The 14,358-nt window shown below is 66.2% G+C and carries 12 protein-coding genes and 1 pseudogene; 10 read left to right on the forward strand and 3 right to left on the reverse strand.

Annotated elements, in window-relative coordinates; translation table 11 throughout:
* Positions 1-72 precede the first annotated feature (72 nt).
* The gene (dnaN, locus tag ACFPFG_RS18210) at positions 73-1,191 is read left to right on the forward strand and encodes a DNA polymerase III subunit beta (RefSeq protein ID WP_012201942.1); all 1,119 of its coding nucleotides are present in this window, start codon (positions 73-75) and stop codon (positions 1,189-1,191) included.
* 202 nt (positions 1,192-1,393) lie between these two features.
* Positions 1,394-3,973: a DNA topoisomerase (ATP-hydrolyzing) subunit B gene (gyrB, locus tag ACFPFG_RS18215; RefSeq protein WP_183018743.1), complete on the forward strand. Its 2,580-nt coding sequence runs from the start codon at positions 1,394-1,396 to the stop codon at positions 3,971-3,973.
* Between the two features lie 211 nt (positions 3,974-4,184).
* Here the strand turns inward: gyrB and ACFPFG_RS18220 are convergent, their stop codons facing one another.
* Positions 4,185-5,120, reverse strand: a complete 936-nt coding sequence (locus ACFPFG_RS18220) for a LysR family transcriptional regulator (protein WP_380107700.1) — start codon at positions 5,118-5,120, stop codon at positions 4,185-4,187.
* A gap of 115 nt (positions 5,121-5,235) precedes the next feature.
* Here ACFPFG_RS18220 and ACFPFG_RS18225 point away from each other — a divergent pair, with 115 nt between their 5' ends.
* From ACFPFG_RS18225 to ACFPFG_RS18235, 3 genes are read left to right on the forward strand one after another with little or no spacing between them, the layout of a single operon-like run.
* A complete protein-coding gene (locus ACFPFG_RS18225) occupies positions 5,236-6,009 on the forward strand; it encodes a LamB/YcsF family protein (RefSeq protein WP_183018741.1) in 774 nt (257 codons plus the stop codon).
* Between the two features lie 18 nt (positions 6,010-6,027).
* On the forward strand, positions 6,028-7,026 hold the full coding sequence (locus tag ACFPFG_RS18230; protein ID WP_380107702.1) for a Bug family tripartite tricarboxylate transporter substrate binding protein: 999 nt from the start codon (positions 6,028-6,030) through the stop codon (positions 7,024-7,026).
* 60 nt (positions 7,027-7,086) lie between these two features.
* Positions 7,087-8,301, forward strand: coding sequence for a diaminopropionate ammonia-lyase (locus ACFPFG_RS18235; protein ID WP_380107704.1), 1,215 nt, complete (start codon positions 7,087-7,089; stop codon positions 8,299-8,301).
* A gap of 43 nt (positions 8,302-8,344) precedes the next feature.
* Here ACFPFG_RS18235 and ACFPFG_RS18240 read toward each other — a convergent pair.
* Positions 8,345-8,638, reverse strand: a pseudogene (locus ACFPFG_RS18240) (transposase); the annotation flags it as partial.
* A 142-nt stretch (positions 8,639-8,780) separates the two neighbouring features.
* Positions 8,781-9,710, reverse strand: a complete 930-nt coding sequence (locus ACFPFG_RS18245; protein ID WP_380107706.1) for a LysR family transcriptional regulator — start codon at positions 9,708-9,710, stop codon at positions 8,781-8,783.
* 239 nt (positions 9,711-9,949) lie between these two features.
* Here ACFPFG_RS18245 and ACFPFG_RS18250 point away from each other — a divergent pair, with 239 nt between their 5' ends.
* Genes ACFPFG_RS18250 through ACFPFG_RS18270 form a run of 5 tightly spaced genes read left to right on the forward strand, consistent with a single transcriptional unit; the run spans position 9,950 to position 14,324 of the window.
* A complete protein-coding gene (locus ACFPFG_RS18250) occupies positions 9,950-10,738 on the forward strand; it encodes a 5-oxoprolinase subunit PxpA (RefSeq protein WP_380107708.1) in 789 nt (262 codons plus the stop codon).
* Between the two features lie 53 nt (positions 10,739-10,791).
* Positions 10,792-11,040, forward strand: a complete 249-nt coding sequence (locus ACFPFG_RS18255; RefSeq protein ID WP_012201946.1) for an acetyl-CoA carboxylase — start codon at positions 10,792-10,794, stop codon at positions 11,038-11,040.
* Positions 11,041-11,051: 11 nt separating this feature from the next.
* Positions 11,052-12,449, forward strand: coding sequence for an acetyl-CoA carboxylase biotin carboxylase subunit (locus ACFPFG_RS18260; RefSeq protein WP_380107710.1), 1,398 nt, complete (start codon positions 11,052-11,054; stop codon positions 12,447-12,449).
* Positions 12,446-13,357, forward strand: a complete 912-nt coding sequence (locus ACFPFG_RS18265) for a 5-oxoprolinase subunit B family protein (protein ID WP_043820657.1) — start codon at positions 12,446-12,448, stop codon at positions 13,355-13,357. The genes ACFPFG_RS18260 and ACFPFG_RS18265 overlap by 4 nt, the downstream gene beginning before the upstream one ends.
* Positions 13,347-14,324, forward strand: a complete 978-nt coding sequence (locus ACFPFG_RS18270; RefSeq protein WP_192368542.1) for a 5-oxoprolinase subunit C family protein — start codon at positions 13,347-13,349, stop codon at positions 14,322-14,324. Before ACFPFG_RS18265 ends, ACFPFG_RS18270 begins: the two co-directional genes overlap by 11 nt.
* Positions 14,325-14,358: the final 34 nt, after the last annotated feature.

The raw sequence follows: 14,358 nt of genomic DNA on the forward strand, positions 1-14,358 counted from the left end.
GAGCGGCAAGAGGGGGCTCATTTGTGAGCCGCCGCTCCTACCGAGACCCGCATCCTTAAATCAGAGGTTGACATGATCGTCCTGAAAGCCACACAAGACAAAGTTCTCGCGGTCCTGCAATCGGTGTCCGGCATCGTCGAACGCCGCCACACGCTGCCCATCCTGGCCAACGTGCTGATCAAGAAGACCGGCAACGCATTGCAGCTGACCACCAGCGACCTGGAAATCCAGATCCGCACCACCGCCGAGCTCGGCGGCGACACCGGCGACTTCACCACCACCGTGGGCGCGCGCAAGCTGATCGACATCCTCAAGACCATGCCCGGCGACCAGACCGTGAGCCTGGAGACCCAGCAGGCCAAGATGGTGCTCAAGGGCGGCAAGAGCCGCTTCACGCTGCAGACCCTGCCGGCCGAGGACTTCCCGCTGGTGCAGGAGGCTGCGGCCTTCGGCCCTTCCTTCAGCGTGCCGCAGAAGGTGCTCAAGGACCTGCTGGGCCAGGTCTCCTTCGCCATGGCCGTGCAGGACATCCGCTACTACCTCAACGGCATCCTGTTCGTGGCCGAGGGCAAGCAGCTGTCCCTGGTGGCCACCGACGGCCACCGCCTGGCGTTCGCAAGCAGCCAGCTGGACGTGGAAGTGCCCAAGCAGGAAGTGATCCTGCCGCGCAAGACCGTGCTGGAGCTGCAGCGCCTGCTGTCGGATGCCGGCGGCGAGAACCAGCCCCACATCGAGATGCAGTTCGCCAACAACCAGGCCAAGTTCACCTTTGGCGGCATGGAGTTCGTGACCAAGCTGGTCGAGGGCAAGTTCCCCGACTACAACCGTGTCATCCCGCGCAACCACACCAACAGCGTGACCCTGGGCCGCGCCCCGCTGCTGGCCAGCCTGCAGCGCACGGCCATCATGACCAGCGACAAGTTCAAGGGCGTGCGCCTGACGGTGGAGCCCGGCACCTTGCGCGTGGCCTCCAACAACGCCGAGCAGGAAGAGGCCATGGACGAGCTGGACATCGACTACGGTGGCGACACCATCGAGATCGGCTTCAACGTCACCTACCTGATCGACGCCCTGTCCAACATGAGCCAGGACATGATCAGGATCGACCTGCAGGACGGCAACAGCTCGGCCCTGCTGACCATCCCCGAGAACGACAGCTTCAAGTACGTCGTGATGCCCATGCGCATCTGACCGCGCGCCACACGACACCGATGCCTGACACATTGCGCAGCCCCTGCACCCGCCGCCCGGTGGCACAAGCCGGTGCAAGGTGCGCAACCACCCTACCCGACTCGTAGCCCGCAGCGCGCGTCCCTACGCACCGCGCCAGCGGCCGAATCGAACATTTTCAAGCGAAGCGACAGCTTCCGACGGAACTACCCCAGGGCCTTCCATGACCGACGAGAACAAGCCAGAAAACCAGACCATTGCCCCCGAAGGCTCAGACTCCAGCGGCTATGGCGAAGGTGCGATCCAGATCCTCGAAGGCCTGGAGGCCGTGCGCAAGCGCCCCGGCATGTACATCGGCGATACCTCCGATGGCACGGGCCTGCACCACCTGGTCTTCGAAGTGGTGGACAACTCCATCGACGAAGCCCTGGCCGGCTACTGCGACGACATCCTGGTCACCATCCATGCCGATGGCTCCCTGTCCGTCATCGACAACGGCCGCGGCATCCCCACGCGCGTGAAGATGGACGACAAGCACGAGCCCAAGCGCTCGGCGGCCGAGATCGCCCTCACCGAACTGCACGCAGGCGGCAAGTTCAACCAGAACAGCTACAAGGTCTCGGGCGGCCTGCACGGCGTGGGCGTGTCCTGCGTGAACGCGCTGTCCATCTGGCTCAAGCTCAACGTGCGCCGCGACGGCGAGGTCTACGAAATCGACTTCTCGCGCGGCCACGTGCAGAACCGCCCGATCGAGATCGTGGACGGCGTCGAGGTCTCTCCCATGCGCGTGGTCGGCAAGAGCGACAAGCGCGGCACCAAGGTCCACTTCCTGCCCGACACGGAAATCTTCACGCAGAACCATGAGTTCCGCTACGAGATCCTGGCCAAGCGCCTGCGCGAACTGTCCTTCCTGAACAACGGCGTGCGCATCCGCCTCAAGGACGAGCGCGACGGCCGCGAAGACGACTTCTCCGGCGCCGGTGGCGTCATGGGCTTCGTGCAGTTCATCAACGCCAACAAGAAGGTGCTGCATCCCACGGCCTTCCACGCCAACGGCAACCGCCCCGCGGAAAGCTACGGCGGCATCCCCGGCACCGAGATCGGCGTCGAAGTCGCCATGCAGTGGAACGACAGCTATGCCGAACAGGTGCTGTGCTTCACCAACAACATCCCGCAGCGCGACGGCGGCACCCACCTGACGGGCCTGCGCGCCGCCATGACGCGCGTCATCGGCAAGTACATCGAGCAGAACGAACTGGCCAAGAAGGCCAAGGTCGAGGTCAGCGGCGACGACATGCGCGAAGGCCTGTGCTGCGTGCTCTCCGTGAAGGTGCCCGAGCCCAAGTTCAGCAGCCAGACCAAGGACAAGCTGGTCTCCAGCGAAGTGCGCGCGCCCGTGGAGGACATCGTCGCCAAGGCGCTGACCGACTACCTGGAGGAAAAGCCCAACGACGCCAAGATCCTGTGCAGCAAGATCGTCGATGCCGCGCGTGCCCGCGAGGCCGCGCGCAAGGCCCGCGAGATGACGCGCCGCAAGGGCGTGCTCGACGGCATGGGCCTGCCCGGCAAGCTGGCCGACTGCCAGGAAAAGGACCCGGCGCTGTGCGAGATCTACATCGTCGAGGGTGACTCCGCCGGCGGCTCGGCCAAGCAAGGGCGCGACCGCAAGTTCCAGGCCATCCTGCCGCTGCGCGGCAAGATCCTGAACGTGGAAAAGGCCCGCTACGAAAAGCTGCTGACCAGCAACGAAATCGTCACCCTGATCACGGCCCTGGGCACCGGCATCGGCAAGGCCACGGCCGAATCGGGCAAGAGCGGCAGCGACGACTTCGACCCCAACAAGCTGCGCTACCACCGCATCATCATCATGACCGACGCGGACGTGGACGGCGCCCACATCCGCACCCTGCTGCTGACCTTCTTCTACCGCCAGATGCCGGACCTGGTCGAGCGCGGCCACATCTACATCGCCCAGCCGCCGCTGTACAAGGTCAAGAACGGCAAGGAAGAGCTGTACATCAAGGACGGCCCCGCGCTCAACCAGTACCTGCTGCGCATCGCGCTGATGAACGCCAGCGTCAGCACCGGCGGTGCCAACCCGCGCACGCTGGACGGAGAGGAACTGGCCAAGCTGGCCAACATGCACCTGGCCGCCGAGACCGTCATCGACCGCCTGTCCAACTTCATGGATGCCGAGGCCCTGCGCGCCATCGCCGACGGCGTGCAGATCACGCTGGACAGCATCGAGGCGGCCCAGGCCTGCGCCCCCATCCTGGAGGCCAAGCTGCGCGAGTTGACCACCACGGGCGTGCCCGCCGAGGTCACGGCCGAAATCGATCCGGTCTCCGAAAAGCCCGTGCTGCGCATCAGCCGCCATCACCACGGCAACATCAAGAGCTCCATCCTCACCCAGGAGTTCGTGCGCAGCCACGACTACGCCGCGCTGGCCGACGAAGCCCAGAACTTCAACGGCCTGCTGGGCGAAGGCGCCAAGGTCACGCGTGGCGAGGGCGAAAAGGCCAAGAGCGACAAGGCCGGCGACTTCCGCCAGGCCATGCAATGGCTGCTGCACGAAGCCGAACGCACCACGGCCCGCCAGCGCTACAAGGGCCTGGGCGAAATGAACCCCGAGCAGCTGTGGGAAACCACCATGGACCCCACCGTGCGCAGCCTGCTGCAGGTGCAGATCGGCGACGCCATCGAGGCCGACCGCGTGTTCACCATGCTCATGGGCGACGAAGTGGAGCCGCGCCGGGACTTCATCGAGGCGAATGCGCTGCGGGCCGGGAATATCGACGTGTGATACCCAGGCGCTGGGCGTGGAGGGCGACGGCAGGCCTACCGGCCTGCATGCCGAGCACTGCTGCGGCTGGAAGGTGCAGGGCGTGGAGCGTTCTTCGAGCCGCGCCGCGTTGGCATTGATCCTTGGGGCGCCATGTTCCTGGCAACCGACCAGCGACGCGCTCAAGCCTGAGGATGGGTCAAAACGTCCGCAACTCAGGCCGCCGCTTGCTCTATGGCAGTACTGGCGGGCTGCCTGAACGGCAACAACTGATCCCCGGCACAGCATGCTCCGCCAGCTCCCTCAGAAACGGCTCAAGAACAGCGGACCGCGCACGCGCGGGGTCCCAGACCGCCGAGATCATCTGGCCCAGCGCCTGGCCGTCCAGCGTCAGCGCGACAAGGCGGCTGCCTTCCATGGCCAGGCGGTGGCGCAGAGCCGCGGAAGAGACGATGGCAATGCCGTAGCCGGCATTGGCCAGCGCCAGCAGGGTCTGGGTGCTGTCGCTTTCCAGGATGACGCGCGGGCGCATGCCCGCCTGCGCGCAGGCACGGTCGAACACCTTGCGCGTCATGAAGCCTTTGCGCAGCAGCAGCAGGGGCTGGTCGGCGAGGGCGCCGACCTCGGCGCTCTTGCCGCTGGTGAAGGTCTGGCACTCGGGGACGACGGCGTGCAGGTAGCCCATGAACAGCGCCTGGCTCTCGAACGAATGCTGCTGCGGCAGCGCGGCGATGGCCACGTGGGCCGCGCCCGTCTGCAACTGCTCCAGAAGAAAGTCGTTCGATCCTTCGACCAGTGATGTCTCTATGGCCGGGTACCTGGCCCGCAGGGACACCAGGACCGGCGAGAGCAGGCCTTCGATCGTCTGCGGCGTCGCACCTATCCTCAGCAGCCCCGCTTCGCCGCGCGCCATGGACCGCAGGCGAGTGGACAGGTCCAGGGCCTGATCGACCAGGCTGGCAGCACGCGGCAGCAGGTCATCGCCCTCGGCCGTCAATACCAGCCGCTTGCCGATCCGGTCGAACAGCGACACGCCGAGCACTTCTTCGAGCCCCTGTATCTGGCGCGACAGTGCCGACTGGCTGATGTGCAGCACTGGTGCGGCCCGGGAAACGCTGAGCCGCTCGGCCACGACGACGAAGCACCGCAGTGCCTTCAGATCCAGCATGTCCACCTCCGCTTATGCATTGCCTGCAACATCTGAGAGTCCACAAATGCATTGGACACAGTTTCTGCCGGTTCGTACATTGGCTCTGCCCCCTACCGGAACCCAGGAGCCCCCGATGCAGCCATACATCAATCTCAATGCCGACATGGGCGAGAGCTTCGGCAAGTACCGGATCGGCAACGACGCCGAGCTGATGAAGGTGATCCGATCGGCCAACATCGCCTGCGGATTCCACGCGGGAGATGCCACGGTCATGGTGCAGACCGTGAGGCTGGCGCTGGCGCACGGCGCGTCGATCGGCGCGCATCCGGGCTTCAACGACATCTGGGGCTTCGGCCGCCGGCAGATCCGCATGAATGCCAGCGACCTGGAGTACATGGTCACCTACCAGATCGGCGCCCTGCAGGCCATCGCCAGCGCCCAAGGAGCCCGGGTAACGCACGTCAAGCCGCATGGCGCGCTCAACAACATGGCGCACCATGACGCGGAGATCGCCACGGCCATCGCCCGGGGCATACGCGCGGCGGACCGAGAGCTGATCTTCGTGGCCAATGCCTGCTCCGAGATGGTCAAGGCGGGCCATGCGCAGGGCCTGAAGGTCGCCGAGGAAGCCTATGTCGACCGGACCTATACGGAATCCGGCCTGATGACGCCGCGCACCGAACCCCATGCGGTGATCGTCGATGCGCAGGTGGCCGCACGCCAGGTACTGCGCTTCGTCGAAGAGCAGGCCATCATCACCCCTTCCGGCAAGCGCCTGCCGTCGGCCCTGCGCTCGTTCTGCACGCATGGCGACGAGCCCACGGCGCTGGCGCTGGCCACCCAGGTGCGCTCCGAGCTGGAGCGCCAGGGCGTGCGCGTGGTCCCGCTGACCGAGATGGCCTTCTGAGACACGCAGGAGCACACCATGAAGACCATCTTCTCCAGACATTGCGCCACCCTGGCAGGTGCGGTGCTCGCGGTGGCCGCACTGCCCGCTGCATCCCTGGCCGCAGAGCCCGCCGCCAGGTTCCCCGCCCGGCCCATGAAGATCGTGGTGCCGTTTCCGGCCGGAGGCTATTCGGACGCACTGGCTCGGCTCGTCGCCACGGACATGACCACGGCCTTCGGCCAGCCGGTGGTGGTCGAGAATCGCCCCGGCGCGGGAGGCAACATCGGTGCCGATGCCGTGGCCAAGAGCGCGCCCGACGGCCATGTGCTGGTCATGGGCACCATCGGCACGCAGGTCATCAACCCCCTGATCTACAAGCGCATGCCCTATCGCGCGGACAGGGACTTCACCCCGGTGGCCTTCGTCGCCGATGCCGAGACCGTGCTGGTGGTCCACCCGTCCCTGCACGTGGGCTCGGTCAAGGAGCTGATCGCGCGTGCGAGGGAAAAGCCGGGCGGGCTGACTTTCGCATCGGGCGGAACGGGGACCACCGGGCATCTGGCTGGCGAGCTGTTCAAGGCGGTGACCGGCACGTCGATCACGCATGTGCCCTACAAGGGCAATGTCCCGGCCATCACCGACGTGGTGGGCGGCCAGGTCTCGATGTCCTTCGCGACGGCACAGCCCGCCCTGCCCTTCATCCGCGGCGGACAACTGATCGCCCTGGCCACGATGGGGACGGTGCGCACCGCCGCCCTGCCCCAGATCCCCACCTTTGCCGAAGCGGGCGTGCAGGGCGTGGAAGTGAGGAACTGGACCGGGCTGCTGGCGCCCGCGGGCACGCCGCTGGCGGTGCGGCAGATGCTGGCCGCGCAGGTTGACAAGACCCTGCAGTCCCCCAGCGCCCATTCCATACTGGCGGCCCAGGGGCTGAACTACACGCGCATGGGTCCGGACGCGTTTGGCAGCTTCATCCGCGGCGAATCCGCCAAATGGGAGAAGGTCGTGCGCGAAGCGGGCATCCAGGCCGACTGAACCCGCCTCCTTGTCCCGCCAACGCCCGCACTCCATCCATGCCTTTCGAGGGAACACTGCATGCTGTACGCCAACCCGCGCGCCGTGCGCGCGCCTTACCCCGCCGAACTTCGCGCGATCATGAGCATCGAGCGCGCCCAGGAAAGCCGCCGCTGGCTGGCCGCCTGGCCCGGCCTCACACCCGGGGCCACACCCTTGCACGAGCTGCCCGCGCTGGCCCGGCGGCTGGGCGTGGCACGCATGTGCGTCAAGGATGAATCGCTGCGCTCCCGCCTGGGCAGCTTCAAGGCGCTGGGCGCGTCCGTCGCCCTCGTGCGCCAGGTTGTGCGCCTGCATCCCGGGCTGGAGCCGGGCCTGGTGCTGAGCGGCCGATACGCGCAGTTGCTGCAGCACTACACCGTGGTCAGCGCCACGGATGGCAACCATGGCCGCAGCCTGGCGGCTGCGGCCCGCGACGCGGGGTGCCGATGTGCCATCGTCCTGCACGCACAGGTGAGCCTGGAGCGCGAAAAGGCCATCGCCGACTTCGGGGCGAAGATCATCCGCGTCCCGGGCAACTACGACGCGTCGGTGCGGGAGGCCGAGCGACTGGCCCAGGCACATGGCTGGCAGGTCATCTCCGACACCTCCTACGAAGGCTACGAGGACATCCCCCGCGACGTGATGCAGGGCTACGGCACCATCGCGGCCGAGATCGCCGAGCAGACCGGGGCTCGCGCCGATGAAGCCGGCGCCTTCACCCATGTCTTCCTGCAGGCGGGGGTGGGCGGCATGGCGGCCGGGCTGGCCAGCTACCTGTGGGAACTCCATGGCGCGCAACGGCCATGCTTCATCGTCGTCGAGCCCGCGCAGGCCGACTGCCTGCTGCAAAGCGCCATGAAGGGACATGCCGCCAAGGCCACGGGCACGGTCGATTCTGTGATGGCGGGGCTGGCCTGCGGCGACACCTCGCCCCTGGCCTGGCGCTTCCTGGCACCCAGTGTCGATCACTTCATGACCATCGAGGATGACCAGGCCGTGGCGGCAATGCGCACCCTGGCCCGGGGCGGCCCCGACATTCCCATCGTTGCCGGGGAATCCGGCACGGCCGGCCTGGCGGCACTGGAGGTGCTGCGCGGCGACTGCGCGCTGTCCGCCAGGGCAGGCCTGCACCCCGACGCGAGCGTGCTGTTCATCAACACCGAAGGCGCCACCGCGCCACAGGTCTATGAAGAGCTTGTGGGCGAAACCGCCGAATCGGTACAGCGGCGCCAGCTGGCATGGTTTGCGCCGTAGCACGGCAGCGGCAATCGAGCAGCCCGCATCACTGATAACCCGGGTCGGGCAGCCGCTCGTCCCAGCCTTCGAGCCCTGCGAGCTCGCGAACACCGGCAGGTCGTGCAACGCTTCCTCCATCGCTGGGTCGCCCAGCGCGAACCACTGTTGCATGAAGTGGATGCGCAACATGGTCTCGCACGGGAACAGGGGGCGGCCGCGCTTGCCCTGCGGCAAAAAGGGCGACACCAGGATCACAAGGTCGGCCCAAGTCGCGACCTTCTCCATCTCGTCCAGGAACACCCCGCGCCGCGTTCGCTTGGGCTGTCTGTCCCAAGCCCAGGCTGTGCTGCTTCAGGCTGCGTATCGTCTCAGTGCTCCACGTCGATGCCAAGCAGGTCGTCAGGCGATTGATGCAGACCTTCCCCAAGCATCGCCCGCATTCTTCAATTGATGCATTCGCATGCGCGAGAAATTCGGAGCATGTCCGACCAACGACATCAACCGCCGGGCCTCCTTCTGCCTTGATGCACGACCGGCTCGAGAAACAACTGCCTAAAGTAGTCGCGAAACGCCGACATCGCTGGGGAAAATTCGATGCCTTGCTTCCACCCAAGCCCGATGTTCATCGTAGGCACGGCGTCGCGCAGACTGATGGTTTCAATGCGCTTTCCCTCCAGCGACCAAGGTCGGTAAACCATATCCGAGAGAACGGTCACGCCAAGGCCATTCGCCACGGTGCTGCGCACTGCTTCTACAGAGCTCGTGCGCAGCCTGATCCGAGGCTGGTACGGCGTCTTGCTCCAATATTTCAATGCAGTGCCCGCAGCCTCGTCCACGGTGAGCAGGATGTAGGGCTCGGCCGCCACATCGGCCAGCGTGACTTCCGCCTTTTCGAGCAGCGCATGCTTGGCCGGCACCCACAGTCGGCGTTGCGAGCCAAAGAATGTCTCGAGCGACAGCTCGCGCAGCACCACATTGGAGGTGAGCAGTACGCCCATGTCGTATTGCTGCGTGATCAGCCCCTCCTCAATGGCTTCACGCACTACTTCGTGCACCTTGACCTTGATCTGCGGATGCAATTGCTCGAAACGCTGAAGGTGATGGGGCAAGAAGTAGCCGAGCACCGTGTAGGTGGCGGCAATGGTCAGCGTCCCCTCGACATTCACTCCCTCATGCGGCATGCGGATCGCCTCGTCTGCAGCCGAGAGCACGGCATAGGCATGGCTCAGAAAACGCCGTCCGGCCCGGGTCAGTTCCACGCCATGAGGCTGTCGCTCAAACAGCTGCTGCCCCAGCATTTCCTCCAGCTCCCGGACTGCCGTGGTCACCGCCGATTGCGAGATGTTGAGTTGCAGTGCCGCATGTGAGATGCGACCCACTTCGGCCACCGCCGTGAAGTACTTGAGCTGGCGAAGGGTGAGAGACATGGTGCGGTCTTCCTGGGGTATTTACTTATCTCTCAAAAATTACATGCCAGCGCGTGCAAATCCGATACCGAGGATTCACTGATCTACAGGGTAGCGCTCATTGCAGGCAGTCGGCGTATCTGTTTTTCAGATATCGCATCGCCTGTAAATAATGCTTTTCAGCCGATTTTCAGCTCACTAATCTTCACCTTGTCCCGCATTGCCGCCATCGGGCCGTGCCAACAACAAAAGGCAAAAAAGTGAAGAAGACGCTGATTGATCTGAACTCCGACATGGGCGAGAGCTTTGGTCCATGGACCATCGGCGATGGTGTGGACCAGCAATTGATGCCGTTGATCAGTTCGGCCAATATCGCCACAGGCTTTCATGCGGGTGATCCGAACATCATGCGCAAGACGGTGTTGTTGGCCCGGGAAAACGGCGTGGGCATCGGCGCGCACCCGGGCTTTCGCGACCTCGTGGGCTTCGGGCGCCGCCATATCGATGCACCGGCCGACGAGCTGGTGAACGACATGGTCTACCAGCTCGGCGCGCTGCGCGAATTCGCGCGGCTGGCCGGCATGACGCTGCAGCACATCAAGCCGCACGGCGCGCTCTACATGCATGCGGCGCGCGACGAGACGCTGTCGCGCGCACTCGTCACGGCCCTGCAGCAGATCGAACCGACGCTGCGCCTGTTCTGCATGGAATCGTCCGTCACCTTCCAGGTGGCGTGCGAATTGGGCCAGCCCGTGGCGCGCGAGTTCTATGCCGACCGCGACTACGACCTGAGCGGCTCCATCGTCTTCACCCGCCGCGTCGGCGCGCTCGAACCCGAGGCCGTGGCCGCCAAGGTGCTGCGCGCCTGCACCGAAGGCGTGGTGCGCACGGTCGAAGGCCAGGACGTGGCGATCGGCTTCGACTCGGTGTGCATCCACAGCGACACGCCCGGCGCGCTGGCGCTCGTGAAGGCCACGCGCCGCGCACTGGCCGAGCACGGCATCGAAGTTGCAGGTTTTGCCGATGCAGCTGCGCCGGCGCAGCCTTGAGCTTTTCCGTTCTTCCCGCTTTCGTTCTTGTTCCCGTTTCCAGGAGTGCATCGATGCCCGCTACCCATGAAGTCCTGAGCCCGCTGCCGGGCACCTTCTACCGCCGTTCGGCGCCTGACGCGCCGCCGTTCAAGGCCGAAGGCGACACCGTGGCCGTGGGCGATGTGATCGGCCTGGTCGAGGTGATGAAGCAGTTCAGCGAAGTCACGGCCGACGTGGCCGGACGGCTGCGGGGCTTTGCCGTGGAGAACGGCGAACCCGTCGATCCTGGCCAAGCGCTGGCCGTCATCGAAACGGCGTGAGGCCCCGGACCATGACCGCCGCATTCGACAAACTGCTCATCGCCAACCGCGGCGAGATCGCGGTGCGCATCATCCGCGCCGCGAAGGAACTGGGCCTCAAGACCGTCGCCGTCTACAGCGACGCCGACGCGCAAAGCCTCGCGGTGCGCATGGCCGACGAAGCCGTGCGCATTGGCCCGGCGCATGCCACCAAGAGCTATCTGAGCGTAGACGCCATTCTTGAAGCGGCAGCCGACAGCGGCGCCGGCGCCGTGCATCCGGGCTACGGTTTCCTGTCGGAGAACGCCGCGTTCGCCGAGCGCATCGAGGCCGCGGGCCTGGTGTTCGTCGGCCCGACGCCGCACGCGATCCGCACCATGGGCGACAAGGCCGCCGCGCGCGCCGCAGCCATGAAGGCCGGTGTGCCCACCGTGCCCGGCAGCGCGGGCGTGGTGACAGACGCCGACAGCGCCGTCGCGCTGGCAAAGGGCATCGGCTACCCCATCATGATCAAGGCCTCGGCCGGCGGGGGCGGGCGCGGCATTCGCGTGGCGCACGACGAAGCCGAGCTGCGCCAGCAGTTCGCCACCGCCACGGCGGAAGCGCAGGCCGCTTTCGGCAACGGCGAGGTATACCTCGAACGCTTCATCCGCCAGGCGCGCCACATCGAGGTGCAGATCCTGGGCGACGGCCAGCGCGTGGTTCACTGCTTCGAGCGCGAATGCTCGCTGCAGCGACGCCGCCAGAAAGTGTGGGAAGAAGCGCCCTCGGCCGCCATCAGCGAGGCCACGCGCGCGGCGCTGTGCGAATCGGCGCTGCGGCTGGCCCATGCCGTGGCCTACCGCGGCGCGGGCACGCTCGAATACCTGTACGACGACGACACGCGCGAGTTCTTCTTCATCGAGATGAACACGCGCATCCAGGTCGAGCACCCCATCACCGAGATGATCACCGGCATCGACCTCGTGAAGGAGATGCTGCGCATCGCGCTGGGCCAGCCGCTGCGCCTGCAGCAGGAAGACATCCGGCTGACCGGCGCGGCCATCGAGGTGCGCATCAACGCCGAGAACGCCGCGAAGAACTTCATGCCAAGCCCGGGCCTCGTGTCGCAGCTCGTGGTGCCGGGCGGCCCCGGCGTGCGCTTCGACACCATGCTGTTCCCCGGCTGCACCGTGCCGGCGTACTACGACTCGCTGCTGGGCAAGCTGATCGTGCACGACACCGATCGCGCCGGTGCGCTGGCCCGCATGCGGCGCGCGCTCGACGAGCTGCAGGTCGAAGGCATCCACACCACGATCCCGTTGCACCGCGCACTGTGCGAGGACGCGGGCGTGGCGCAGGCCGCATTCCACACGGGCTTTCTCGAAACCTGGCTGGCGGTGAATCCGCTGGCCGACGCACCCGCCCCACTTGCGGAGGTGACCGCATGACCGCTGCCAGCACCCTCCCCACCCAGGCCCGCTACAGCTTCGGCGGCGACGAGCACCTGTTCGTCGAGATCAGCGAAGAGATGTCGCTGCCCGCATTCTTCAAAGGCATGGCCATCTGCAACGAGCTGCGCCGCCGCGCACAGGCGGGCGAGATCACGGGCGTGACCGAGATCTGTCCCGCCAACGCCGCCTACCTCGTGCGCTTCGATCCCGATGCGATCGCGCCCGACGCACTGCTGGCCATGCTCAAAGACATCGAAGCGGGCCTGGGCGATGCCGACCTGCAGATGCAGACGCGCATCGTCGAGATTCCCGTGCTCTACAACGACCCGTGGACGCACGAGACGCTGATGCGCTTTCGCGAGCGGCACCAGGACCCGTCGGGCACCGACATCGAGTACGCGGCGCGCATCAACGGCCACGTCTCGGTCGAGGCCTTCATCGAGGCGCACTCGTCGGCGCCCTGGTTCGTGTCGATGGTCGGCTTCGTGGCCGGCCTGCCCTTTCTCTTCCAGATGGTCGAGCGCCAGCGCCAGATCCAGGTGCCCAAGTACCTGAGCCCGCGCACCGACACGCCCAGGCTCACGCTGGGCCATGGCGGTTGCTTCAGCTGCATCTACTCGGTGCGTGGGGCGGGCGGCTACCAGATGTTCGGTGTCACGCCCGCGCCCATCTTCGACCCGGCGCAACGGCTGTCCTACCTGAAGGAGCTGATGGTGTTCTTCCAGCCCGGCGACATCGTCAAGTACAAGCCCATTGACCGCGCCGAGTACGACCGCCAGATCGCGCAGGTCGAGGCCGGCACCTACGCGCTGCGCATCGCGCCAGTGTCGTTCTCGCTCAACGATTTCCTGGCCGACCCGGGCGGCTACAACCAACAGCTCCTGAAAGTGCTCCATGGCGATTGAAGTGCTCAAGCCCGGCCTCGCGACCAGCGTGCAGGACGCCGGCCGCCCCGGCTACTACCACCTGGGTATTCCGCTGTCGGGTGCGCTCGACCAGCAAAGCCTGGTGCTCGCAAACCTGCTGGTCGGCAACGACGAAGGTGCGGCCGTCATCGAAAGCACGCTGCTCGGGCCCGAGCTGCAGTTCGACGCGCCCGCGCTGGTGGCCGTGACCGGCGCCGACGCGAAGATCAAGCTCAACGGCAATGAGGTGCCACGCAATACCGCATTCGCGGTGCAGGCCGGCGACAGGCTCGGCTTCGACTTCATGAAGCTCGGCGCGCGCATGTGCATCGCCGTGGCCGGCGGCATCGACGTGCCGGTGGTGCTGGGCAGCCGCTCGACCTATGGCCTGGGCGCATTCGGCGGCCTCAATGGCCGCAAGCTGCTGGCCGGCGACAGACTGCCCGTGGGAGTACCGTCCGCCACCGCCCGCGCGGGTCGCACGGTGGAGGCCGCATTGCTGCCGGTGCTCGACAAGGAAGTGGTCCTGCGTGTGCTGCCGGGCATCTATTTCCACCGACTGCAGGAGGTGTCGGTGCAGAGCTTCTTCGCCGACACCTGGACCGTCGGTTCCGAGGCCGACCGCATCGGCTACCGCTACAAGAACGGCACGCCGCTGAAGTTCCACGAGCGCACGCCGCCATTCGGCGCGGGCGACGACCCGTCGAACATCGTCGATGCGGGCTACCCATACGGTTCCATCCAGGTGCCAGGCGGACGCGAACCGATCATCCTGCACCGCGACGCGGTCTCGGGCGGCGGCTACGCGATGGTCGGCACCGTCATCAGCGCCGACATGGATCTCATCGCCCAGATGCAGCCAAACCACAAGGCGCGCTTTGTCGAAGTCGATATGGCGCAGGCGCTCGAAGCGCGCGCCGAGCGGCGGCGAAGCATCGAGCGCTTGCGCGCAGCGCTCTCGGCCTGAGCGCTACCCTCTTCATCCCTCTCAAGAGAGCCGA

This window comes from Delftia deserti (genome assembly GCF_042653485.1).
Taxonomy (GTDB): domain Bacteria; phylum Pseudomonadota; class Gammaproteobacteria; order Burkholderiales; family Burkholderiaceae_C; genus Comamonas; species Comamonas acidovorans.

Bases quoted from the DNA above. Each gene is read 5' to 3' on its own strand.
- dnaN (WP_012201942.1), top strand. From the start codon at position 73: ATGATCGTCCTGAAAGCCACACAAGACAAAGTTCTCGCGGTCCTGCAA.
- gyrB (WP_183018743.1), top strand. From the start codon at position 1,394: ATGACCGACGAGAACAAGCCAGAAAACCAGACCATTGCCCCCGAAGGC.
- ACFPFG_RS18220 (WP_380107700.1), bottom strand. From the start codon at position 5,120: ATGCTGGATCTGAAGGCACTGCGGTGCTTCGTCGTCGTGGCCGAGCGG.
- ACFPFG_RS18225 (WP_183018741.1), top strand. From the start codon at position 5,236: ATGCAGCCATACATCAATCTCAATGCCGACATGGGCGAGAGCTTCGGC.
- ACFPFG_RS18230 (WP_380107702.1), top strand. From the start codon at position 6,028: ATGAAGACCATCTTCTCCAGACATTGCGCCACCCTGGCAGGTGCGGTG.
- ACFPFG_RS18235 (WP_380107704.1), top strand. From the start codon at position 7,087: ATGCTGTACGCCAACCCGCGCGCCGTGCGCGCGCCTTACCCCGCCGAA.
- ACFPFG_RS18245 (WP_380107706.1), bottom strand. From the start codon at position 9,710: ATGTCTCTCACCCTTCGCCAGCTCAAGTACTTCACGGCGGTGGCCGAA.
- ACFPFG_RS18255 (WP_012201946.1), top strand. From the start codon at position 10,792: ATGCCCGCTACCCATGAAGTCCTGAGCCCGCTGCCGGGCACCTTCTAC.
- ACFPFG_RS18260 (WP_380107710.1), top strand. From the start codon at position 11,052: ATGACCGCCGCATTCGACAAACTGCTCATCGCCAACCGCGGCGAGATC.
- ACFPFG_RS18265 (WP_043820657.1), top strand. From the start codon at position 12,446: ATGACCGCTGCCAGCACCCTCCCCACCCAGGCCCGCTACAGCTTCGGC.
- ACFPFG_RS18270 (WP_192368542.1), top strand. From the start codon at position 13,347: ATGGCGATTGAAGTGCTCAAGCCCGGCCTCGCGACCAGCGTGCAGGAC.